This is a genomic window from Alistipes sp. ZOR0009, assembly GCF_000798815.1.
In the GTDB taxonomy this organism is placed as follows: Bacteria; Bacteroidota; Bacteroidia; order Bacteroidales; family ZOR0009; genus Acetobacteroides.
In genome coordinates this window covers 31,683-57,611 of sequence record NZ_JTLD01000018.1, presented here as the reverse complement: position 1 = coordinate 57,611, position 25,929 = coordinate 31,683, and the positions used below count along the sequence as shown (strand labels likewise).

Annotated in this window: 18 protein-coding genes; 8 read left to right on the top strand and 10 right to left on the bottom strand. The window is 32.3% G+C overall.

All coding sequences use genetic code 11. The annotated features are described in order from the left end of the window. Positions 1-9 precede the first annotated feature (9 nt). From L990_RS06330 to L990_RS19655, 10 genes are all read right to left on the bottom strand, one after another. Positions 10-2,217 carry a peptidase domain-containing ABC transporter gene (locus L990_RS06330; protein ID WP_047446619.1) on the bottom strand — a complete coding sequence of 736 codons (2,208 nt, stop codon included), beginning with the start codon at positions 2,215-2,217 and terminating at the stop codon, positions 10-12. A gap of 308 nt (positions 2,218-2,525) precedes the next feature. Continuing rightward, positions 2,526-3,416: a thiopeptide-type bacteriocin biosynthesis protein gene (locus L990_RS06325; RefSeq protein WP_197057247.1), complete on the bottom strand. Its 891-nt coding sequence runs from the start codon at positions 3,414-3,416 to the stop codon at positions 2,526-2,528. Between the two features lies 1 nt (position 3,417). After that, positions 3,418-5,604: a lantibiotic dehydratase family protein gene (locus tag L990_RS06320; RefSeq protein WP_081981625.1), complete on the bottom strand. Its 2,187-nt coding sequence runs from the start codon at positions 5,602-5,604 to the stop codon at positions 3,418-3,420. A gap of 26 nt (positions 5,605-5,630) precedes the next feature. Then, positions 5,631-6,818, bottom strand: a complete 1,188-nt coding sequence (locus tag L990_RS06315; protein ID WP_081981624.1) for a lanthionine synthetase C family protein — start codon at positions 6,816-6,818, stop codon at positions 5,631-5,633. Between the two features lie 91 nt (positions 6,819-6,909). Beyond that, positions 6,910-7,182 carry a class I lanthipeptide gene (locus L990_RS19905; RefSeq protein WP_156121389.1) on the bottom strand — a complete coding sequence of 91 codons (273 nt, stop codon included), beginning with the start codon at positions 7,180-7,182 and terminating at the stop codon, positions 6,910-6,912. Between the two features lie 25 nt (positions 7,183-7,207). Next, positions 7,208-7,957 (bottom strand): ABC transporter permease, encoded by a 750-nt coding sequence (locus tag L990_RS20595; protein WP_081981623.1) that lies wholly within the window; start codon positions 7,955-7,957, stop codon positions 7,208-7,210. Between the two features lie 6 nt (positions 7,958-7,963). Next, positions 7,964-8,851 (bottom strand): ABC transporter ATP-binding protein, encoded by an 888-nt coding sequence (locus L990_RS06310; protein ID WP_047446612.1) that lies wholly within the window; start codon positions 8,849-8,851, stop codon positions 7,964-7,966. Further along, a complete protein-coding gene (locus tag L990_RS06305; protein ID WP_047446610.1) occupies positions 8,835-9,605 on the bottom strand; it encodes a galactosyltransferase-related protein in 771 nt (256 codons plus the stop codon). Before L990_RS06305 ends, L990_RS06310 begins: the two co-directional genes overlap by 17 nt. Positions 9,606-9,614: 9 nt before the next feature. Then, positions 9,615-10,586, bottom strand: coding sequence for a hypothetical protein (locus tag L990_RS06300; RefSeq protein ID WP_156121387.1), 972 nt, complete (start codon positions 10,584-10,586; stop codon positions 9,615-9,617). Between the two features lie 159 nt (positions 10,587-10,745). After that, a complete protein-coding gene (locus L990_RS19655; protein WP_231562254.1) occupies positions 10,746-12,245 on the bottom strand; it encodes a glycosyltransferase family 32 protein in 1,500 nt (499 codons plus the stop codon). A 194-nt stretch (positions 12,246-12,439) separates the two neighbouring features. Between L990_RS19655 and L990_RS06290 the strand changes: the two genes are divergently transcribed. The 8 genes from L990_RS06290 to L990_RS06255 all read left to right on the top strand — a co-directional run bounded on the left by L990_RS06290 (position 12,440) and on the right by L990_RS06255 (position 25,670). Beyond that, the gene (locus L990_RS06290) at positions 12,440-13,147 is read left to right on the top strand and encodes a glycosyltransferase family 2 protein (protein ID WP_081981621.1); all 708 of its coding nucleotides are present in this window, start codon (positions 12,440-12,442) and stop codon (positions 13,145-13,147) included. Positions 13,148-13,595: 448 nt separating this feature from the next. Beyond that, positions 13,596-14,723 (top strand): hypothetical protein, encoded by a 1,128-nt coding sequence (locus tag L990_RS20340; RefSeq protein WP_231562253.1) that lies wholly within the window; start codon positions 13,596-13,598, stop codon positions 14,721-14,723. A gap of 589 nt (positions 14,724-15,312) precedes the next feature. Then, positions 15,313-15,888 carry an RNA polymerase sigma-70 factor gene (locus L990_RS06280; protein ID WP_156121385.1) on the top strand — a complete coding sequence of 192 codons (576 nt, stop codon included), beginning with the start codon at positions 15,313-15,315 and terminating at the stop codon, positions 15,886-15,888. A gap of 135 nt (positions 15,889-16,023) precedes the next feature. Continuing rightward, positions 16,024-17,013 (top strand): FecR family protein, encoded by a 990-nt coding sequence (locus L990_RS06275; RefSeq protein ID WP_047446604.1) that lies wholly within the window; start codon positions 16,024-16,026, stop codon positions 17,011-17,013. A gap of 37 nt (positions 17,014-17,050) precedes the next feature. After that, a complete protein-coding gene (locus tag L990_RS06270) occupies positions 17,051-20,434 on the top strand; it encodes a TonB-dependent receptor (protein WP_047446602.1) in 3,384 nt (1,127 codons plus the stop codon). An 11-nt stretch (positions 20,435-20,445) separates the two neighbouring features. Next, positions 20,446-22,290, top strand: coding sequence for a RagB/SusD family nutrient uptake outer membrane protein (locus L990_RS06265; RefSeq protein WP_047446600.1), 1,845 nt, complete (start codon positions 20,446-20,448; stop codon positions 22,288-22,290). A gap of 16 nt (positions 22,291-22,306) precedes the next feature. Continuing rightward, on the top strand, positions 22,307-23,194 hold the full coding sequence (locus L990_RS06260; protein WP_047446599.1) for a discoidin domain-containing protein: 888 nt from the start codon (positions 22,307-22,309) through the stop codon (positions 23,192-23,194). 178 nt (positions 23,195-23,372) lie between these two features. Continuing rightward, positions 23,373-25,670, top strand: coding sequence for a M60 family metallopeptidase (locus tag L990_RS06255; RefSeq protein ID WP_081981620.1), 2,298 nt, complete (start codon positions 23,373-23,375; stop codon positions 25,668-25,670). Positions 25,671-25,929: the final 259 nt, after the last annotated feature.

The following is a 25,929-nucleotide window of genomic DNA, read 5'->3' as shown; positions in this document are numbered from 1 at the left end:
GATACTTTCCTATTTACCAAGTTGTAGTTGATTATGAACTAAATAGTAATATGTGCTTCTGTTGTTAATTAGTTGATTATGAGTTCCTTCTTCTATTATCAGTCCGTTGTCCATTACTATTATTTTATCAGCATTTTGCACTGTACTCAGACGATGAGCAACAATGACAACTGTTTTTCCTTTATAAAATAAATTTAAATTATCTAAGATGCATTTCTCGTTCTTAGCATCTAATGAGTTAGTTGCTTCATCAAAGAATAAAAAATCGGGATTCTTGTATACTGCTCTTGCAATTAAGAGCCGTTGGCGTTGTCCTTGACTTATCCCATTTCCTGACATTCCAATTTTTGTATTATATTTTAGAGGGAGTGATTCAATAAATTCTTTTATATTAGCAACCTCTACAGAATGTAATAATTTTTCTTTATCAATAATATCTTGTCCTAATGCTATATTATTAGCAATTGTATCTGAAAATATAAATCCATCTTGCATGACAGCGCCGGATTTTAGTCTCCAAAGATGAGGATTTAAATCACTTAAAGATACATTATCTATTTTTATTTTTCCTTTAGATGGAAAATAAATTGCCAACAAAAGTTTTATCAAAGTCGTTTTTCCGCTTCCACTGGTACCGACAATCGCTGTTACTTTGTTTTCTGGAATTACTAAGTTTATTCCTTTTAAGACATAATTTCTATCTGAATTGTCATAACTGAAAAATAAATTGTCAATAGATATATCTTTACTAGGCGGGATGTTATTTGTTTTATATTCAATTTTTTGTTCTTCGTCTTCTTTATTATGGATTTCACGTAAACGCTCTAAACTTAATTTAGCATCTTGTGCTGATTGTATAAAACTAATTAATTGTCCAATAGGTCCTGATAATTGTCCAATAATATAACTAATTGACATCATCATTCCAAGAGTTAAAGTTCCTTCAACAACTTTCCTTGCTGATATAAATGAAATAATAATATAAGCTGTTTGGCTAAAAAATATAGAACCAATTTGTTGATATTGTTCCAAAGCGAGTCCTTTTATGCTTATATTGAAAAGATTTATTTGTATTCCTTCCCACTTCCATCGCTGTTGTTTTTCGCAATTATTAAGTTTAATTTCTTGCATTCCACTTATCAACTGAACTAAATTGTCTTGCTCTGCTGACGCTTGAGAAAATCGTACTGCATCCAGTTTTCTGCGATAATGCATAAATAAAATGACCCATATGATGTATAGTGCATTTCCTGTAAAAAAAACTCCTAATATTATTATGCTATAATAACTTAATATAGTCGCAAATATAATAAAATTAGCAAAAGAAAATAAAACAGAAAGACTCGATCCAGTTAAGAAAGATTTTATTCGAGAATTGTCTTCTATTCGTTGCATTATATCTCCAATGTTTTTTGTATTGAAAAAACTAATTGGAAGTTTCATTAATTTATTTAAAAAATCAGAAATCAATGAGATGCTTATTCGACTATTTATATGCAATGTTATCCAATTACGAATAAATTCTATAATTAATTGTGTTGCAAATAGAAATAGTTGAGATATTAAAACTAATGATATAAAGCCTAGATCACCATTTGAAATACCCTGATCAACTATAGATTGAGTAAGAAATGGGAGAATAAATGACAATATACTTCCAATGATAAGACCAACAGTGATTTGTATTAATTGAGATCTATATGGACGCAGGTAACGTAGGTAATAAATAAATGTTGCTTCATTTTTACCTGATATATCATTCTCTTTATAGAATTCAGGAGTAGGTTTTAAAAATAAAACAATTCCGATATCTTTTCCTTCAAATTTGGAGTTTGCCCAACATTTTAAAAATTCTGATTTTGATAATGAATATCGTTCTCCTAAAGGATCTGAAATTTTTATTTCATAAATTTCTTTGTGTTTTTTTTTTATTTTATAGCATACGACAAAATGATTTTGATTCCAGTGTAAAATACATGGAAATATTTTTTCATTAAAAAGTTGATCAAAAGTTATTTTAACGCCATTGGTATGAAAACCAATGCTTTCAGCAGCTTCGCAAAGGCCTAACATAGAAACACCTTCTCTAGTCATAAAACATTTGTCTCTTAAAAGTTTCATTGACAAAGAACGTCCATAATATTTAGCAATTATCCGCAAACAAGTGGGACCACAGTCCATTGAATCTAGCTGCTGATAATTTGGGAATATTTTCATGTCTGTTAAAAAAAATAGGTTTTACACTGATGCTTGTGTTAAAATAGTTGTTTGTTAAAAGTCTCTTTTTGATTTAATAGTAATGTGCTTGCAAATCTAAATTGATGACTTTGGGATTCGGTAAAAACTTGTTTGTTAAAATAAATGTAACGGTAAAATTGATTTTTTTAATCTTATAAATATCAATGAAAAATATCATTACAGATAATTATAGGAATTGTTTGCTGTTGTTCATGCATCATTAATGTTGTAAGTCTATCCATAAAATTAATTATGGAGCGATATTGTTTTACAACACAACTATCATGCTAAATAAATTTATTCTTATTTCTGACAATTTTGCTTTTGTAGAATTTATTTATAAAATCATAAATAACCATTTCATACAAACGATTATTAGAACTAAAAAGACGATTTAAAGTCATATGGATATGGCTTTTTATTAAATCATTTAGTGCTATATTGTGCATCTTGTTTTGTAAATCAGACTTTAATTTATATAGCACAGGACTTGTTTTTGATGTTTTCTTTTTAATATGCAAATATAGTTTTTTGAAATTTTCATCTTCAATAGAATTGTCTAATATAGATTCTAGTACGCATCTATGTTCCCTAAATTTATTACTTAATATTTTTTTATTGTAATTGTCAATGTTGAATTCACGTTTAAATGAATCGCATAGTTCATTTAAAATTATATATTTTTCATCAATATTTAGTTTTAAATCTGAAAGAAAAATATCTATTAATTTTAAAGATATCATCCATCTGTAATTTTCATTATTACAATTAATTATATCTTTAATAATTGACAATATACATTCACTGTCATAATAAAATATAGTTTCTGATTCTTCGATTAATATTTTTCCATATCGCTCTAGTTCTCTATTATATGTGTCAAACTGTACTTTCCATATTAATCCACTTTGTGTTAATTTTTCTAGTTTTGTGAAAGCGATATTAACTATACTTGCAAAATCAAAATCATTATTAGCTAATATTCGCAATCTGATGTGAAAATCTGGATCTGAATAACGAATAAAATACCATTTGTTAATGAGTTTTGCTTTTTTAAGTTTGCTAATAATAAACATTATATCTTTGACCAGAATCTTATCGGCAGTATGACTTCCTGTGTAAAGTTTTATATATATCCACTTACTTCCTGGGATAAAATTTCTTTGAAGTTCTTTCATTTTATTTTTTTTTATGAAAAACAACAATACATTCATTGAAATACTTTCCATTGCTACTGTCTGAAGCAACATTATTATTATGATCAAATATCAATTCTTTAAAAACAACAGTATTTCTTTTTTTTATTATTGTAAATAATGATCTTATGCTTAAAGGAATAGTCCAGTTAACATACAAATAGTTATCTCCATCTGATAATAATACATTTGTCGGAATTAATAGTTTTTCTCTCCATTTTTCGATACTTTTAATCAATAAATCATCATCTTCAATTTGAAATAAATAATTAATATCCTTAATTTCAACAATCCAAGTAGCAACTGATAGAATAGTGTTATTGTATTTTATACGAGGTAGGTAAGGCAAAAGATATTCTAGATCCCCCCAACTAAAAAAAATGGAAGATCTCTTAGACTGTGTCTGCATATCGCATAAGAAACGATAAACTGGATTAGAACTATTTTGATAAAAATGCGCGGTTGTTAAAAAAGGGATTATTTCTTTTCCTTTTTTCTGGGAACGTAAGTGCAATTTTTCATTCCTTATAGATACTAATAAATCAGATGTTTGAATTATATTCTCACTAGGTAAGTCAGAAATAGACATATACACTAATTCATAATCTCTTAAATGAGGACGAAATAATACATTTCCTAATCTAGATTCAGGAAGATGAACTATTTCTGCAGATATTGCATCGGAATTAAATTCATTTTCTTTAGAAATAATATTTTTTATAAAATCTTTAATTTTATCATCGGTATGAGCAAACCTCGACAATAAATTTGCTCCAGAACTTCCCCCAAAATAATTTGCCTTAATTAACAACTCATTTGGATCAGACTGAATAACTTCAATTAATGAATAAATTGTCAAAGGTAAATCAGTCCAATCTGCATTAAAATCTTTTATATCATCATCAGTTAGTATAATTTCTCTACTATTTAAGGAAATAGACGCTAGTGCTTTTTTTAATAAAATATTTTGAAATGCGCTCAAATAAATTGTCGATGGATTTTTTTTGTCATTAAAATGGAAATCACTTAAGAAACTAGAAACTTCTAGTTTGGTTGATTTTAATGGATATCCTAATCCTAATTCGGGGTCTAAAGCATCCATTAAAGGAACTTCTTTGTCTCCATATCGACTGTAAAACTCGTTTTTAAAACTAATTAATTCATGATTTTCTCCCAATGTGGTTATCTTATTTAGAAATTCCATTGTCTGTTGAAGTTCTTTAATTATATTTTCTCCTAAAGTCGCAGAAGTTGTAGATTTTATCATATCAACTTGAAAGAATGATTTTTCTTTATAATTAATGTTTAATTTATGAATTTGCTTTTCAAGTTTATAATACTGCTCAATATTTCCTATATTATGAGTAATGTATTTTAAGTGACATCTAATCTCTTTTAGAGATTCTAGTGCCAATTTGTCATAATTTATTTTTTCAAGTAGACTGATTAAACGATCAAAATAATCTTCTCCAGTAATAGAACTGGATAGTTCTCCAATTAATACCTGAGAATTGACTAATTCCTCAATAAATGCGAATGCCTCTGGAAATGAAATATCATCTGAGACGATAGATAATGCTAAGTTGTCAATAAATTCTCCTTTTTTTGCTTTTTTAAGAATCGATTTTATATATATACTATTTTTGATTTCTGCTATTTTGTAGTTTTTTTTTGAATTAAAATCTAAACACTCGATATAACGAATTTTCTTATCTATAGGATATATACTATCATTAGGATAATATTTAATTTTATTTTTAACATTTGGATCATTTACTAAATAATTATAAAGACATCCTAGATATTGCATATCTAGACGTACAGTTTTATTGATGGTACCACTAAAACAGATTGAAGTTGAATCGCTAATACTCCCAATACTACATCCTGCAAATAGCCCGAAAGGTGTGCATCTTGTTGACATTCTACTTATATATCTTACTAAAGAATGTATTATTCTAGTTTTATTTTTTTTATCATTAATTTCATCTTTCAACAATTTTTGAAGTTCACTGAATAGATCAGCAGAGGCAATGTAAATAGCCTCTTGAATCAATGGATTAGATGTTAGTTGCATCATCTTTTTATAATCCATCAATATGCTGTCAAGTAAATTAAAGGGTAATAAAGGTGTGCGGATTACGAAATGAGGAAAAACTTTATAACTCATAATATATACTTATTATTAATAGTATTTTAATATAATAGAAGAAATTTACTCCAATCTGCGTTGTCGCGATTATTATACGAATTTAAAGTTAGCCCAATTCCTGCTAACCCTTCCAATATTCCAGTTCTATTACTCCATTTATTTTCATTTATTTCAAAATACAACTTGAAAGAATCAATACTTTCGTTTGGATTACAAAATTCTAATGTTTTTTTAATCCAATATTGAGTTATATGTAAAAACTTCATGTCATTTGTTCTAATGTATAATTTATAAAATATTAGAGCAATCCCAATGGTGCCATGACATAGTGATGCATCATGAATAAAATTCTTTTCTAGTTCTGTTCTTGATATTGAATAATTAAAAATTTCCATAGCTTTTTTATGCCATTGATTATTATTAAGAACAGTTGCAGCTTCAAGGAGTGAATACGATATCCCTAAATCACCATAACACCATGCTAACCTACTATTTTCTTTTTCTTTTGTTGCAAGATTATAACTGTAAGGAAAATATGAGTTAAAAATATTTGTGTCTTGCTCTAAGGATAGTGTAAAGTTTACTGTACCGACAATTAATTTTTTTGCTCTATAATAATCAGTAGTATCTAAAATGGGCAATAGTTTACACAAAAATATAATAATGCTTGCGCTACCATGAGCGATAGAAATATCAGAGTTGTTATCGCCGAACTTATTACTCGACCATCTTACATATCCCTCTCTGCTAAATATTGCGTTGATATAGATAAAGTTGATGATGTCTTTTAGTATTTTACCATACTTAGTCTTATTTGATGTGAACCTATCAAGGAAGTACAACCCTATCCCAATGGCACCATGTAAAAAATCATAATTCTTATCATTGAAACATTTGTTCAATTTTAATTCAATGTAAGAATCAATTTCATCAGAAATAAAACTGTTTTTGTCTAAAATTCCTTTTTCTTGAAGATAAGATATTCCTACACAAATACCTGGTAATCCAGAACAATATGAATGAAAAATATTTCCATTATATATCGACTCGTACATATGATCGAATTTTTTTTCAGCATATTCTAAATATTTTTTATCAATCTTAGAATATTCGTAGAGAAATATGATCTCTCCCATGCTTCCAGATAATAATCCAATATCACCAAATGCTTTAGATAATGATATTCTATCTGCGATTGATGAAATTAACTGATTACATTTACTATCTTTCATTATGTTTTATTAGAGGGAGAATGATGTTAATAATCATTCTCCCAAATTAAAATTTGTAATATTTATAATTATTTTCTTTTATTAAAAATAATTATAAGGTGCAAACAGCGTAAGTTCTGCAACTAACAGTTCCACAATCTGCAGTACAATCTCTTTTTGTACAATTAAAATTAGTACAAAGCCAAGAAGTAGTTCCTGTACAACCATCTGTACACCCTCCACTCCAGCCTCCTTTTACAGAATCTAAAACATTTTCATCTAAAGAGGCAATCGTTTCTTTAGAAAGTCTTAACTTTTTAAGTTTTTTCATTGTGATAAAAATTAAATTAAAGAAATATATAATGATGAATAATACATCAATCATTATACGCTATATTAGATTATCAAATTTAGACAGAAATTCTTTTTATAAGCATATTACATGTAATAACAACAATCATAATATACATTAAATTTACAAGGTTGAAAATGCTAATGTTTCTTGATCCTGAAATAAAATCGCAAAGGCACATATGCGGAAAATTATAGGGTATTATTTCTACCCATTCATTTTTATGAAACATGATTGACAAAAGGGTAATGAAACTGCAAAAACTAACTGGAAATACAAAACTTTTGAATATAAGACTTAATAAGAATTGTATTAGGATAATTATTGTAAGAGATGCAAGTAGTTTTGAAAAATATAAAATTATAATATAATTCGAATTAAACTTTGTAAAGCAAAAGTCTGCTTCAATAAAATGTAATGTGTATCCTGAAATATAAAAAAATAGGTATGAGGTAAAAATAGATATATATAAAACTAAAATTAAATATATTATTTTTACTACAAATATGTTTATGCGACTAATTGGCATAGTAAGTAATAGTTTGAAATTATTGTTTTTTCTCTCGATATCAAAAACAGAATGAACAAATATTGCTATTATTATTGGGTATAGCAAACTATAAATGTTTAAAATATATCGACCAAGAATAAATACCCATGGATTTAAATTCGTCGGGATTATTGAATTAATATTTACTAAACTTAAAATCGTGACGAATAATGATATGATAACTGGAAATGTAATCATTAATAAAAAACCATAGTTGGTTTTGTTTTTAAAAATTTCAGATTTAATCAAATTGTACATAATTAATCAATTAATTGTTGACATATAAGCCATTTCGAGGTCAAAATCACTGGATTTAATATTGTATATGTCTATGTTGTAATCCAAAATTAATCTTACAATTTTGTTGAACTCTTTGTCGTTGTTGATTTGTATTTCTATATTTTCATTGCAATGATTTAAGACGGTGAAATTATTGTTTTTGCATATATCTATAGCAACTTTTGTATTGCTTGATTTTATTTGTATAATTCTTTTGCCTATTTTGTGTAAATCTTTAATTTCACCTTGAAAAGATAAATTTCCATTATGCAATATTCCTATATGTGTGCAAACCTTGTCTAGTTCGTTTAAGATATGACTTGAAATAACTATAGTTTTACGCAAATCTTTAAGGTTTGTTATGATGTTTCTTATTTCATGTATTCCCTCTGGATCTAATCCATTTAATGGTTCATCTAAATATAAAACTTGAGGATTGTGGAAAATAGCCATAGCTATTCCCAATCGCTGTTTCATTCCTGTGGAAAAATATTTTACTTTTTTATCTTTTACTTCCATTAACTTTACAAGTTCTAGACAATAATAGATTCTATCTATACCACATTTATGAATGTAATTTAGATATTTCAAGTTTTCAAAAGCTGTTAAATTGTCATAATAACAAGGGGTTTCTATTAGATTTCCTACATTTGATAATATTTTGACTTTATTCTCTTCAAATAGTTTATTTTCATAATAAATAGTATTCTTTGGTGTTGGTAATAATCCTAACAATAATTTGAGCGTAGTTGTTTTACCTTCTCCATTTTTTCCAATAAACCCATAAACAGATCCGATAGGAACATTTAAATTAATTCCTCTTAGAATTGTTTTGTCTTTATATTTAAATTTAAGGTTATTTGTTTTGATCATTTTTCAATAATTCAAATTTTGAAGAGTTGTGATTTTTGTATCGTTCACTTACTGATATATTTCTAGAATTTTCATTCCTGAAATAACTGTTTTTTTCTCTTGAATGATATAAGTGAAATAGGCATTTGTTTGATCTAAAAATATTATATTCTAATATTTTAAATCGTTCATATCTGTCAAAGTCATCGCATCCCCATCCATAATGTTTTTCATTCTCCATCCCTGCTTTGATAAATTTGGATCTGTTTAGTAAAACAGCACCTCCATATAATGGGGGATGATATAGAAAATTCAATTTATCTATATGTCTGTATAGGATATTTATATTAGTTTTTTTTAGAAACAAAGTTCTTATCCCTCCTAATATATCATAACAAATTCCATTGTAAGGATATGCTACATCAACTTCTTTCATTCTTAATTTCTCTATACATTCTATAATTATTTTTTTATCGACAACAATATCTGCATCCCACAATGCAATAAATGGAGTATTTATTTGCTGAATCATTTGATTAATGTGCTTCGTTTTATACAAGACAGGATCTTTATCTTCAACAAATTGGTAAGATATATGTTTTTTTAGTAAGTATTTTAATATACCGTTATTATAACTATCAGCTTCGCGTACAATTATATTGGTACTAAAGCTGTGTTTTAACTGTTTTACTATAGTTAGAATGTTTTCTAAACGATGTATTGAATCTAATCGAATCAATATTAAAAATGTTGTGTCAGATAAATCTGCTTTCATAATTAGATATTATATTGTTTTTTTTATAAAATAAGACATCAATATTGTCCCGCAAAGTCCACTGTAAAAAAAACGATTGCTATTGTGATCTTTTGATTTGTTTATGTGGAATTCTAAAATATCTGGTGATGATAATTTGGTATAAATGCAGTTTTTGTAGATGTCCATTTCACTTTTTGCTATTTTGTCTTTTACTAAATACAATAAAGGGTATATACTTGCATATCCATTGTTAAAAAAAATGTTTTTTGCCTTTAGTTCATTGTCTAAAATTTCATTAATATCAATTTGATTTTTAATTAATGTGATGTGCTTTTCAAATTTATTATTGTTTATACGCCTCTGTAATGAATTCATTCCCCATAATAAAAGTAATTTGTTGCAATGTAAAATAGGTATTATTGATAGTATTTTATTGCTTATTTCTTCGATTATTTTAATTAAACGGTAATTGTAAAAATTTATATCGTATATCTCGCTAAATACATAGAATAACTGAGGTAAGAAATAGTCGGTTGTGTATGGTAAAGATTCTTCGTAAGATGTTAAGTCTAGTCTTTCGTACATGTAATTTAATGTGCTAATTGTAATCTCTTTGAAAATAAATTCATTTTCTTTAGTAAGTTTTTTTTCTTTTAATCTAGTGCATAAATAGTGTATTGCGTGAATTAAAGAAGTGCTGTCCATTAATTTTAAATTACATTGATCTGAAATAGTTTTATAGACTGTATCGTCAATGCTTTTAATTATATTATTGACATTGCCTTCGACATATTTATTTTTAATTAAATAGTTTATTCCTAATCCTATACCAGAAAGTCCAGTTTTAATATCAATCGAGGAAATGTTGTCTATTTTTTGAAAAATATCATCTAAAATATTGTCACCAATAATCTTATATTCTTTATCCTGTTCGTATCTACTTAATACATAAAAATAGATGCAAATTCCCATTTTTCCATCAGCTAATCCTAATGTCATTTCTTTTTGATTTAGGGCTATAAGAAGCTGGTTGTTAAAAGATTGAATATATTGATTCATTTTTGTAAATACATAAAAAAGTCAGATGAATAAAATACAGAATTATAATGTAAAAAAAACATTTATTGAGTGGTTTAAAATATGGTGATTTTAGAGTTTTTACCTGAATTTAGATATCCATGACCCACAAAAGTAATGAATCGCAAATGAATTGTTTATTTTATTCCTTATTTCCTCGTTTGCCCCTCCGCTGAATAATAAGTTAACTTCATTCATTGTTAAAGGTGTTACTAGATCCGCTGATAAAAGAGTAATATCATTTTTTTGTTTGTATTTTTCATATAATCTCGAAAGCATAAAAGGTCCTGTAGATTCTAGAATATGCATAGTTATATCTTTTTTTGAAAAGATAGTATTAATGTTTTGAATTATTTCATTGATAATGTTTTTAATAAAACTGTGTTGAGGTATAGAAGCCATAAAAGCATTGCTTATTATTTGTTTTTTATTGTGCTTTTTTGCGTTAATACTTGGCTCTAAAGCCATGCAACAAGAAGAGTTTACTAATAATACATCTATAGGATCAATACATTCATAATCCATATCTACATATACTCCCCCTAATTTATACAATATCAAATAGCGTATTGTATCCCAGCGTTGAATATCATAGGGTAATGACTCATAAAATGGAATGAAATCAGGAAATTCAGACTCCAATAAATGGTTTATTTTTTTTTCATCCCAAAAAATATATTTCCATTCTGGATGTTTTTTTTGCCATGTGGTTGCTATTCTTTTAAAGAATGGAGGCGGTCCATCTTGATTTACATAAACTTGGTGAATGATTTTTGGTATAATTAATTGATCTACGATTTTATTTGAAAATGATAATAATTTATTTTTAATAAATGAGTAGCCATCTGGATAGTTGTTTGTAATCGTAGAAATGTTATATTTTAATTCCTGATAATTTAAGTCTAAAATGTAGTCATCTACAATAAATTTAGGGTGAATAATATCTATATTTTCCTTTGAGTGTTTGTTTGATTTAAATAATCCATAAGTAGGGATAATGCTTAATCTATTATTGATTAAGTTTGTGTATTCATATATAGACTTCCAGGATTCATTGTTATATTTATCTGGTTTTAAGTTTAGATTATTCCAATAAAAATCAAATGGTTTGGATATGGAGATTTTTTGAGATATAGACATTTTTTGAAATGTTACGTAATCAAAAATTTGACTGTCAATGTGTTCCCATACTCGTCGCCAACTGGCCCATATAAAGGACGTATGCAAAATTTTTGAGAAAAAATATGAATCAGATCCGTTTTTTCTCTTTAAAAAATCATCACATGTTATATGACCAATTCGTTCATCTGTACTGTATTTTTGAAGTAATATAGAGCAGTATTTGAAATGGTCTATTGTTACTTTTTTACTAGTTTTAAAATAAAAGTCTAAAATAATTCCTTCTGATTCATTTTCAAAAAAATGTTTAATAGAACACATCATTATTTGATTATATTCTACGTGATCAGAATAGTAAAACCTATGAAGTTGGCAATCCCAATTAATTTCATTTTCTATATTGGATAATAAATCTGATTTTGATGTTTTTATATTCTTATGTTTTTTAATAGCCAAATACATTTTTTTTGGTTTTACCATTTGGATAATGTCGATTATCTCAATAATATTATCTATGAATGGATTAACCAATATCAATATTGGAGTTTTAAAATTGCAATACATAATATGTTTCTATAATCTGTTTTTTGCAAAGAAAAGAAAATTATAGTATTCTTGCAAGAAAAAAACAAAATTGACGTTAACTTAAACATTTTATGAATAGAAGAGACAACAACCCGGATTACCTTCCGTTGGTTTCTTGTTTATGTGTGACACATAATAATCCACTTATGTTAGAGAGAGTTATTAAGTGTTTTAATAATCAAACTTATAAAAACAAACAATTAATTATTGTCTATGAAGATTCTGATATGACGACTTGTGAATTCGTTGATAATATGGTAATTAGTGATATTCTAAAAATTGTAAAAGTACATTCTGGTTTTGTAAAAAACACACTTGGTACGCTTAGAAATCTAAGTGTAAATGCTGCAGACGGCGAATACATCTGTCAATGGGATGATGATGATTGGTATAGCCCAGATCGGATAGAAGTTCAAGTAAATCACATTTTGTCAAATAATCGAATTGCTTGCGTACTATCACGATGGATTGTATTTGATTCATGTAATAATAAAGCTTATATATCGAACAAAAGGACATGGGAAGGAAGTATACTGTGTAAAAAAGAAGTAATACAAGAGAATCCTTATGCTGATTTGCCAATGGGAGAGGATACTTGTGTAATAAACTATCTTTTAGAGCAAAATGCATTAACGACAATTGATAATATGCCTCAGTTGTATATTTATATTTATCACAAAGGAAATACTTGGGGGATCGATCATTTCAAAGAAATATTTAGTGCAAGTATAGAATTACCTGATAATATTGCTGAGGAAATTTCATGTCTAATCGAATAATTGATACTGGAAAAAGTAATCAACATAGTTTGCATATTTATATGTTATAATAATTTTTATGGTTCAATTTGAAATTGCATTGATAATTTTTTGCAAAAAAAATATTGTGTGAATTGTTTGTGCTGTTATTTTATGTCAAATGTGCATCTGGTTGATTTACGATCTAATTGGTTAGATGTAAAAAATAAAAATTATCCTGATCGTTTTTCGTAATTTTATTTCAAACAAATCAAACACATGAGTGATAGTATGATTGAAAAATATTTTTGCAAGTGATTCAAAGCTGATTCAGGTGTCAATAGTTGTTAATGAAATTTTTACAAAGAGATATATGACTAGTAATAATGTATGCCACATTGTATTTGCATGTGATTTTTCAAGAAAAATAAATTGTAATATAGTTTATCTTACTTATTTCAATCTTTGTCAGTCTAATTTTGCGTTTTCTATGTCTTTTATTGATATAGCAAACCACTATGATTTTGATGTCGATAATGAACTATTTACAAATCATGCTGAAAAAGAAATTAACGGTTACAACTTTAAGAAAAAGTTATCTGTAATAAGAAAATTTGATTTTATTATTATGATAAATCCTAGCATGATAGATCTAAATATATTATTTAAATTTTCAGCTTATGGGATTCCTTCGATTGTTAATTATTTTGACGGAGTTAATAAGATAATAGATAGTGGCAAAAATGGTTATATCTTACCATCAGAATATTTTCCATCACGATGTGCGGAACTAATCATAAATGTATATAATGATGAATTTGTATTTAATAGATTAGTTATCAGTACAATTAATGTGTATAAAAATAAATTTAAATGGAAATTAATTATAGAAAAAATAAATGTGTCATTTAAAAATATATTCAAACAGTTAATTGTAACTAATAATAAATTATTTAATTGGTTATATTTGCCTACTTATATAATCAATCTTCCTGAACGTACTGAAAGGAAGAGGCATATTGAAGAACAATTTAAAGGAAAACCTGAATTTGACTTAATTTGGGTAGAGGCATGTAGGCACCCTATTGGCAGGATAGGACTTTGGTTAAGCATTGTGAAGATTATAAATATTGCCAAAGAAAATAATGAAGATCTAATTGTTATTTGTGAAGATGATCATTGTTTTACAAGACATTACTCAAAAGAGAATTTGTTTAAAAATATTATTACAGCATATAAATATAATGTAGAACTTTTATCTGGAGGGATTGGTGGTTTTGGAACAGCATTACCTGTGAATTCTTCTTTATTTTGGATTAATTGGTATTGGAGTAATCAATTTATTGTTATATATAAAAGTGCTTATCAGCATATATTGGATTACAAATTTAATGATAATGATACGGCAGATGGCGTATTATCAAATATTCTTAGTAAAAAAATGACTATTTGGCCTTTTTATTCTACACAAAGAAATTTTGGTTATTCTGATGTAACAGCAATAAATATGCAAAACCCAGATCGTATAGAAGAATTCTTTAAATCTTCAGATATGCGTCTAGCCGAAACTTTCATTAAGTACAAAATATCTAATTCAGATGATGAAAATAATAGTTAATTAATGTAAATTTAGAAATACATGTAGGACAAGGGACCCTTCATAAGAGTGTATGTTTTACTATCTGTCTATTGTTTATAGCAAATGGAAATATTATTCAGTAGCAGTTGCACACGTTTTGCACACGCCTAGGGGGTAAATGATGAAACGGAATGATAACGGATGATAAAGATTTGCTATATTCAGGCTTGTAAATCAGTAGTTTAATGAGCAGAATGATAACAGATGAAAAGTGATGAAAAGCACCAAAAGCCGACTCATAATCAGGGGGTCGCAGGTTCAAGCCCTGCTGGGCCCACCCAAAGAAAATGAAGCACTTACAAAGAAATTTGTAGGTGCTTTTTTCGTTCTGAAAACTGTAGATGCATTTTTATTCGATTTATATGTTTGTTAGCTAACTTGGTTTTAAATTTAAGTGTATCATAAGTAAGTATCTTTTTAATTTAATGCTTTGTTATTTAATGTTTTGTTTGAGTTATTTCGGGGGAATAAATATTGTATTAGAATACTTGTTGCGTGAAAATATGTTTTAAAAAATTATCTTGCACCTCTTCGTTTGGCAACTAAGGGTAAATCTGCATGGCTTAAATTGAAACTTTCTAGAGAAGAACAAAGGATGCGAGGGAAACAGGAGGTGCTTGAACTATACATCAAGAATCAGAGTAGATTGTGTGCTTATGCACATTCGTTTATTAAAGATTACGATACCTGCAAAGATATTGTGCAGGATGTCTTTTTAAATTTTTACGAAAATGACTTTAATCATATTGTGAAGGCAATAAATAAGGATGGATATCTCTTTTCGTGTGTTCGAAACAGGTGCTTAGATTACTTAAAAGGGCAAAGTGTCAGGGATCGCTATATGGAAAAAATAGTTAAAGAATTATCTCGTGTTGAAGAGGATGCCGTGTCTGAATATGAAGTAAAGGAGCTTTCAGGGTTGCTTGAAAAGGCTGTAAATAGTTTGTGTAATCCAACGTATACCATTTTTTACAAAAGCCGAATAGAAGGGAAGAAGAATTCAGAAATTGCTGAAGAAATGGGGATCTCTATTAAAACAGTTGAAGCTCACATAACTAAAGCAGTTAAACAAATCAAACTAGTAATTAAAAACTTAGCAATTATTCTACTCTTAGCAACTTGTTTGGGTCGCATAATGCTCTAGTAAAATTTGAAAATAGGCCTTTAGGGCTGGTTTTTATGAAAAACATATAAGAAATTGCGAGATAAGTGTAGGGTTAGACCGTTCTTAGTCGTCATGCATTGAAAGGAGGAGTAAATCTTGTATAAACGTAGATGCATGATGAACGATCATATTAAAGACCTTATTTTAAAATTTACGCTTGAAGCCGCAACCGAATCTGAATTAAAGGAACTTTCCGATATATTGGAAAAGGATCCTTCTATCGCAGTTGAACTAGAAATATCTCTTAGGGCTAAATCTCTAATTTTAAGTAAATCCGTTAATCAAAACATAATTGGAGAATTTGAAAATGGATTTTCACGAAGTGTTATTCGGAATGTTTTTAATCGATTTAGCCGTATTGCTGCCATTTTTATTGGAATTGCTATAATAGTATCTGCTATTACATTCTCGTTGTATGATTTTCATAAGAATAGGTCTGTAAATTCTTTACAGTCTAAAATTATTATAGCCAATAAGGGAGAGATCAAGGTTATTAAGTTAGAAGATGGAACCCGAGTGTGTTTGGCTCCAGACTCGAAAATTGTTATTCCTGTAAATTTTAGCGATAAAAAGCGTGAAGTAAGCCTTACAGGAGAAGCTTACTTTGAGGTTACTCGTGATGTAAATCGTCCCTTTGAGGTGAAAACACAGCATTCTCGGATACAGGTATTAGGTACAAAATTCAATATTCATGCCTATTCAAATGAGTCTTTTGAGCAAACTGCATTGTTAGAAGGTAAGGTGCAGGTAAGGTTGTGTTCTAAAGGAAGAGTCATTGGTAAAAAAATATTGAAACCTAATACTGCGGTTTGTTTTGATAGCAAAACTGGGAGGTACGCCATTTCATCTGCTGATTTTGAGAACATTCTAGCATGGCAGAAAAAACGGATTGTCTTTAATAATGAACGTCTTGAAGATATCGCTAAGCGAATAGAACGATTTTATAATGTTAAAATAGAAATTTCAGACTCTCAAATAGCTAACAGCCGTTTCTCCGCAGAGTTTGACAAAGAGAGTGTCGACGAAATTTTGAAGTCTTTCCAAATAATAGCTCCGTTCAGCTATGAACAACGAGGGCAAACCTACTATTTAACCAACAAGTAAACCTAACCGTGCTTTTGTAGCACAAAACCTTCTAAACATGAAAAAGAAAAGACTGGCATTAAAAGCCATTAAAAGGACTTTTTTGTCTTTTTTAATGGTGCTTTGCCTCCTCCAACCGGCAGTTGGGACTCAAAGAGACAGGTCTACAAACATCTCCTTGAGGTCTTCAGGAGTCCCGCTGTTTCAAGTATTTGATTTGATCAGATCCACAACTGACATGAAGTTGGTGTATAGCCCTAATGATGTTCCCCTTGATAAAAAGGTAAATGTTGATGTCGTAAATGGAACCGTGGAAACCTTATTGAATCAAGCGTTAGCGAACCAAGGGCTGAGATATATAATTAAGGAAGATCGAATTATTATTAGCAAAGAACATGCCCCTCAAAAGAATGTGCCGAAAAGGAAAATATCTGGAAAAGTTTTTGATGAAGTAGGTTCTCCTATTCCTGGAGCTTCTGTGTATATAAAGGGAAAAGAGAATAAGGGAACCATAACAGGTGCTGACGGGGTATATACGATTGAAGCGTCAAAAGGGGATATTCTTACATTTTCTTTTATTGGAATGCAACAGCAAGTTTTAGAGATAAAAGATGAAACGATTGTAAATGTTGTATTGAAGACCTCGAGTCAGGTGCTAGAAGAAGCAGTTGTAGTTGGTTATGGAACTCAAAAGAAAGCATCGGTAGTTGGTTCTATTCAATCAGTAAAATCTGGAGAGTTGAAAATTCCATCGAGTAACCTATCGAACTCATTTGCAGGCAAACTTGCTGGCGTAATTGCCTTTCAGCGTACAGGTGAACCAGGAGCAGACGGATCAAGCTTCTATATTCGGGGGATATCGACATTTAGTGGGGCCACCAATCCCTTGATTATTCTTGATGGAGTTGCCGTGTCTCAAGGAGATTTAAATGCACTTGCACCTGAAGTTATTGAAAGTTTCTCGATACTTAAAGATGCAACAGCCACAGCCCTTTATGGTACTAGAGGAGCAAACGGTGTAATGATCGTAACCACGAAGAGTGGTAGGGATTTGGATAAAGCGAGAATCAATATTCGAGTGGAAAACTCCATGTCGATGGCTACAAAAATACCTTCGTTTGTAGGAGGTGTTAAGTTTATGGAAATGTACAACGAAGCAGTACAAGGAAGAGGGACAGGTGAGGTTTTGTATGGTGACGATAAAATTGAAGGAACCCGCAATAAGTTAGATCCATACTTGTATCCTAACGTGAATTGGTACAAATCAATGTTCAAAAAAGTTACGAATAATCAGAATGCAAACATAAATATATTGGGAGGTGGTAAAAAGATCGACTATTTTATGAGCGCTTCTGCTAACCTTGATAATGGTGTTTTAAAAAGTTATGATTTAAATTCATACAAGAATAATATTAGAATTCAGCGCTACTCTTTTCAAAACAACCTGAATGCTCATTTAACGAACACGACTAGGTTGTCGTTAAAACTTAACACTCAGGTACGAGATTATAATGGGCCAGCAATGGATGCGTCGGATCTTTTTGGCTTAGTGATGGCCGCCAATCCTGTAGATTTTCCAATTAGTTATCCATCTCGATTGGCTATTTCAGATAAAACAATCTGGGGAGGGAAAACGGGTGGTACCCATAATTTTGGTTTCCAAAATCCATTTGCAGAAATGGTAAAGGGGTACACAAACAACTTTCAGAGTACGGTAATTGCAACATTTGATGGAGAGCAGAAGTTAGATTTCGTTACAGAAGGTTTGTCTTTAAAAGGATTAGTGTCGTTTAAAAATTGGAGTTCTTCAACAACTCAACGAGCGGGAGGTTACAACCAGTATACACCAACGAATCGAGTGTTAAAGCCAGATGGGACGTATACTTATGATTTAGAGAAAATAGGAACAGTACAAGATCCTTCTTTGGGGACAACCAATTCAAGTGTCGGAGATCGATCGATTTATCTTCAAGGGTTGTTGGAGTATAACCGAACTTTTGCCGGGAAGCATAATATTTCAGCAATGGCTCTTTACAACCAGGAAGAGTTTGTCGCAAATATTCTTGAGGAAAATGATTTAATAGGGACATTGCCCAATAGAAAGCAAGGTGTTGCAGGTCGCTTAACCTACAACTATGACAACCGCTATTTCATAGAAGGAAACTTTGGTTATAATGGGTCTGAAAATTTTGCAAAGGGACATCGTTTTGGTTTTTTTCCGTCAATAGCTGCGGGATATATCGTTAGCAATGAAAAGTATTGGGAACCGGTAAAGTCAATCGTTTCACTGCTTAAGCTAAGGGGGTCGTATGGACTTGTTGGGAACGATGATATCGGAGGAGATAGATTTGCCTATCTTTCTGATATCGATCTTCAGAATAAGGATATCTGGTTTACAACAGGAATAAATCAGGATCGAACGTTTAATGGTCCTATGTACAAGAGGTTTGCAAATCCGTATATTACATGGGAAGTTGGAACGAAGGTTAATTTTGGAGCCGATGTTTCTTTCTACAACAAGTTGAATGTCGTTTTTGATATTTATAGGGAAATCAGAAGGGATATATTTACTAAACGAAAAACAATACCAGCTTCAACAGGTACTGCCTCTACTGCGGTTTTTGAAAATTTGGGAGAGGTTAAAAATCAGGGTTTCGATTTTTCGGTTGATTATAATCAGCAGGTAAGTAGAAATTTGTCGATTGCGCTGAAAGGTACATTTACCTATGCTCATAATGAAATTGTAAAAAACGACCAACCTCCTTTTACTCAATACCCAAATTTATCAGAAATAGGGCATCCTGTTAATGCTCTTTGGGGATTGCGTGCCGAGAGACTTTTTATTGATGATGCCGAAATTGCGAACAGCGCACTCCAGCAGTTTGGAACATATCTGCCTGGTGATATTAAGTATACAGACATTACCAACAGGATTGATCATTTGAACCAAATCAACTCAAATGATGCGGTAAGGATGGGCTACCCAACCATTCCTGAAATTGTATATGGGTTTGGGCCTTCCATCAAATATAAAAATTTTGATTGCTCGTTTTACTTCCAAGGAGTTGCAAGAACCTCTTTCTTTATTAGCAATTTTCATCCATTTGGCTCAACGGACATACGAGGTGTGCTAGATTTTATTGCTGAAGATTATTGGAGTCGAGAAAATCCCAATGTTTACGCAAAATATCCAAGGCTTAGTAAAAAGGATGCTGGGAACAATACTCAAAATTCGAGTTTCTGGTTGCGGGATGGCTCTTTCCTAAAACTTAAAAATGCAGAGGTAGGATATTCTTTCAAGTTTGCTCGTCTTTACATTAATGGCATGAATTTGCTTACATTCTCTAAATTCAAGGAGTGGGATCCAGAGCAAGGAGGTGGTAATGGTCTAAACTACCCTACGCAGCGTGTATTTAATATTGGACTTCAGATGACATTTTAAAAACGGTGAAAATGAAACTTAGAATAACCATAATAGCGCTTCTATCTCTGCTGTTTGGAAGCTGCAACTACTTAGATATAGTCCCAGATGAACGCCCGACGGAGGAAAGCGCATTCAAAGATAGAAATGCGGCAGAGCGATATTTATACTCTTGCTATTCATATATTCCTTCATTGCGCGATGGTACAAATTCATTGGATCTGTTTACATCCGACGAAGTTATTACACCCTATGAGCATGAGACGTTTGCTGCATTTCCAAAAGGGAATTATAACGCCTCAAAGCCTGTAATATCTTACTGGAATACGCTTTTTGGAGGAATTCGTCAGTGTTATATTCTATTAGAAAACATTGACAAAACGCCTGATTTATTAATCGAAGAAAAATTAAACTATAAGGCCGAGGCGAAATTCCTAATCGCCTACTACCACTTTCTTTTAATTAGGAGTTATGGCCCATCAATAATCGTCAAGGAGCTTCCTAACATATATGCCAGCAGGGATCAATTTCCAGATAGGCGTCCATACGATGAATGTGTTGATTTTATAGCGGCTCTTTTTGACGAGGCTGCTGCCGAATTGCCTATAAAATACACCTCTGAGTCGTACTATGGAAGGGCTACAAAGTTAGCAGCTAAAGCGATAAAAGCTCGTATGCTACTATACGCAGCATCTCCTCTTTTTAATGGAGGTGGGCAAAACGGCGGAAGTTTTTATGGCAATCTTGTAAATAAGGATGGAGCTAAGCTTGTTAGTACCATCTACGATAAAGAAAAATGGAAGAAAGCTGCTGCCGCTTGCTTAGAGGCAATACAGCTGGCGGAGGCTAATCGTATTGCATTATATAAGTACAAGGGCAATCAGCCCGAGCCTGCTAATCCGGTAGAAAATCAGCTTCGTTATACGTTTATAGATAAAACAACTAGCGAAGTAATATGGGCGGATACGAGGCAAGAGGGGTACTATTCTTTTCAAAATAAATCGACCCCCCAAGATAGGGGAATTGGAAGTGCTTGGAATGGGTTGTCGCCTACCCTTTTTATGGTTGAGCAGTTTTATACAAAAAATGGCCTTCCAATGGATAAAGATCCAGAATTTGATTACCAAAATCGGTATAGCATAGCTACAATTCCTAATACCTCCCTAACAACCTTAAAAGAGAATTTGGATCGTGAACCTCGTTTTAATGCTTGGATTGCCTACCACAACGGGCCTTATGAGATTGTTCGGGGGGATAATCGTATTATCACGGTTAAATTTAGGCTTACAGACGATCAGGGAATAAAAGGATTGGGAGTCGCCGAACCGAGAGTAAACAACTATTCGCCTTCTGGTTATTTGAATAAAAAGGGTGTTGTCCCTCAATACGACCAGCTTAATTCAGGGTTAATTCAGTATCCGTGGCCTGTAGTTCGTTTGGCAGAACTTTACCTAAACTATGCGGAGGCACTTATAGAGTACGGGAATAGTGGCGATTTTGCTACCGCAAGAGAGTATATCAATAAGGTTCGAGTTCGTGCTGGAATTCCTACAGTCGAAGAGGCTTGGGCTAAAGTTCCTGGAGCAAATGTTGATGATCAGGCAACCCTACGGAGTATCGTTCGTCAGGAAAGAACCATTGAACTGTATCTTGAAAATCATCGTTTTTGGGATGTTAGGCGCTGGATGGTTGCCGATAAATATCTTGGGAGTAAGCCTATGGGCATGAATATTTACGGCAATACTGACGACGAGTTTTTCAAGCCAACGGTTATTGAAGTGCAGCGCTTGTTTAGAACTCCAGCCAACTACCTAATGCCAATCCCTCAGGGAGATATTAACAACAACGAAAAGCTAGTTCAAAATCCGGGTTACTAATTGACAATTTGACACCATGCTGAAAAAATTACTATATGCAGGAGCTGCTGCTTTTATGCTACTTTGCACCTGTCAGAATGAGGATAAAAATCTTCCAGTTCCGTCCGATCTTACGAATGTTAGGGTGTATCCAAGAGTCGGGGGCATTACCGTAAAGTGGGATTACCCTGAAGATTCGACCAAGACATTATTGGTACAGGTACGATATGTGAAAAATGGAAGAACCATAACCTCTAATGCGAGCTTATTTTCAGACTCTGTTGCCATCACAGGGCTGATTAATAAGTTGGATTACATCTTCGAGGTGCAACCTTTTAATGCCAATATGGTTGGAGGAAAAACGATCATCTCCCCCGTAACAAAGCCTATTAAACGTCCAACTGTCGTAACCTACGATTCTGATAAAAAAACGCCTGTGGTTTTAAAGGCTGATATGCTTGATACCTATACGCAAGATCCCGAGGCCCCAAAGGAAAATTTGATTGATGGTAACATTAGTACATTTTGGCATACGGCTTGGGATGAGAGTGTTTCAGTGGTGGCTCCGCTGCCTCACTGGGTTCAAATTAATTTTCAGGAACCTGCTAAAATTGGCGGTATTCGATACTTCTTCAGACAAAATGGAGATGAAAGTTCTCGTCCTAATAAGTGGGATTTGCAGACTAGCACTGATGGTGTGAGCTGGGTGACTGTTTGGAAATCAAAAGATAATTTGCCAACGGCACCTCAGAATAAGGAGCAAATACTTCCGTTTGACAAAAACTATCAGTCTAAGTTTTTTCGTATTAGGATTGTGGGTACCCAAGCTATGGATGTCTACACCCATCTATCCGAGCTAGCTGTTTATTTTATGGCCGAGCGTTTTACTGATTTGGAAGCTGAAGCTGAAGCGAAGTATAAATAGTTTTCCCAACAAACCTCGGGTACGGTTAGCCATTCTTAATCTCGTATGGAATAGGAGAGGGAACCGTACCTATAGGTTTAAATCAACGAGTTAAAAATCACAGGATGCCGATGGATCATAGCCATTTGGCAAAACGTGGTGAATGTCATATCAAAACTAAAACATAAAATAGGGAAAGATGGATAATACCTGCATAATACCTGCACTATATAGCCGGTTGTCATTAAAGAAAGAGCTGCTACAAAAAGGGAAATCACTTTTTTTGCTCATTGTTTTTATGCTACTTTTTTCGTCCTGCTCTAAATCGTCCGATATCATAGATGGAAGGAACGAAAGCCCCATAATTCCGGGTAAGACCGAAAATTATGCCGACGATATAAAGCTGGTTGTTACTGAGGCTGCAGGGCCTCAGGGACAAGATGGAACTCCATTGTCTAATGCGTACGACAAGAGTAAGGAAACTATTTACCACTCGTCATGGAGCGGAATAACGCTTCCCCAGTCGTTTATTTTTACGTTGAAGTCGGATGCGAGTAGGCTGGATTACATCTATTTGGTTCCTCGAGGTGATGGTGGCTCGAATGGAGCAATTATTGGAGGCGAAATTTGGGTGTCGACAAGGGATAACGAAACATTTGTAAAGGCTACAGATTTTAATTTTTCTAGCATAAATTCTGTTGGGATTATTACTTTACCCAAAAGTATTAGCAAACCAACAAAGGTAAAGGTGGTTGTTACCAAAACCGATGGTGGCGGTGAAAGCGAAAGGAATAGGTTTATCAGCTTAGCTGAAATAGAATGTTGGCAAACCAATTTGAATAAGGCTAAGTTTGTTAACTTTTTTACGGATGGAAGCTGTACCGAAGTTAAGCCTGGTGTTACTAGAGCTTCGATAGCAGCGATTGCTGATACGGCATTGCGCAATATTGGCTTGTCTGTATTTGACAAAAAGATCGATCCTCGCCGCATTGTCGAATGCCAATCCTACCCAGACCCTAGCATTTCTGCGCAGCAAAATAAGACTAACACCTATGGCTTTGTGGATAATGTTACAGGTATGTATGTTTCGTCTAGCAGCGATGTGTATGCCTTTGTTGGGGGGGGTCCGGTGGCTCCAATAACGGCCAGAGTGGTTAACCATAACGATAACGGCCTAACCTTTACCGACTATCCGTTGCGACCAGGTGTAAATAAATTTAAGCCTAGCTCTCCTGGTTTGGTTTACCTAGTATACCAAAGTAGCGCAGACTCTAAGGTGAAGGTCTTTTTTGCACGTAGCTTCATTAATGGATACTTTGATCTAAAGACGTCAAATCCTTCCGACTGGTATAGGATGATAAATAATACTGCAACCTCTTTCTTCGATTTAAAGGGAGACTACTCTGTGGTAACGTTTCCTGCCGAGGTGCTTCGTAGCTTGAGCAACTCGGAGATTGCCGATTACATAAAAACGTGGGACGAAATTGTTTATAAGGAGCAGGAGTTTATGGGGTTGGTAAAGTATGGCAAAATGCATAAAACTAGGATGTATATCAAGGCGGTGGTAGATCCATCAGCTTATATGTACGCAACCAATGGTTATACTGGATATCAGGTCGAAACCACAAAAGAGCTGAACTCCGTAGCTAAGCTAAAAGGTGCTAGCATTTGGGGACCCGCTCACGAAATTGGGCACGTAAATCAGCTGCGTCCGAACTTCCTATGGCCAGGGCTTACCGAGGTTACGAATAACGTTTGCTCGCTCTATATGCAAACCTTATACAATGGCCTTTCCAGCTCCCGAATTCAGGACGAGGATCTCGGTGGTGGATTAACACGTTACCAAAGCGCCTTCGATAGATTCTTTAAGAACGATGGGCATAACCATTTCTTAGACGATGATGTATTCTGTAAGCTCGTCCCTTTTTGGCAGCTGCAGCTGTACTTCTCCAATGTAAACGGATATACCGACTTCTATAAAGATTTGCTCGAAACATTGAGGAATCAGCCGAATCCCGATATCAACACCTGCCATCTCGAATTCTATAAAAAATGTTGTGATATCACTAAGACCGATTTGACCGACTTCTTTACCCAGTGGGGTCTTTTAATGCCATTCAGCGCAACTATCGACGATTACAGCTCATACAACCTTCTTGTTAGCCAGGCAAGCATCGATGCCGCCATTGCTTACGTAAAGGGTCGGAAGTATGCCAAGCCATTGCAACCCGTACAGTTTATACAGGATAATACCGTTGACCTTTACAGCAGCTCTGCTCGATTCTCCAAGGGAACAATGGCTTTTAGCGGTGGGGTTGTGACCCTCTCGAACTGTAAGAATGCCGTAGTGTTTACGGTTAAGGCAAAAAGTGGGAAAATATTACGGGTATATCCTCCCAAAAGTAATAGCGGAAGCTACTCAATTCAGGTAAATGGTTCCGATGTCGGTTCTGTGGAGGCTACCGATGCTACTGGTACTATAACTATATTAAACTAACCTAGATTTAAACATTTTTGTTTGGGGGACGAGTTGCGTTGCTGCATTCGGCCCCCTTTTTTATTTAAATCCCCTTTTGCTGCTCAAGTTAAGATGGTGCCTACGCTTGTTTCTGAAAGAAGCTGTCAGACGCTTGCCGGCTGATCGTGAGGGAAAGTATAAAAGACTGCTTTGGAGATGCTATTCTTTTATGACAAAGTTGGATTCTCTTAAGCCAATAAAATCAATTTTTTACTAGAAAGGAAGATTTGCACATTCG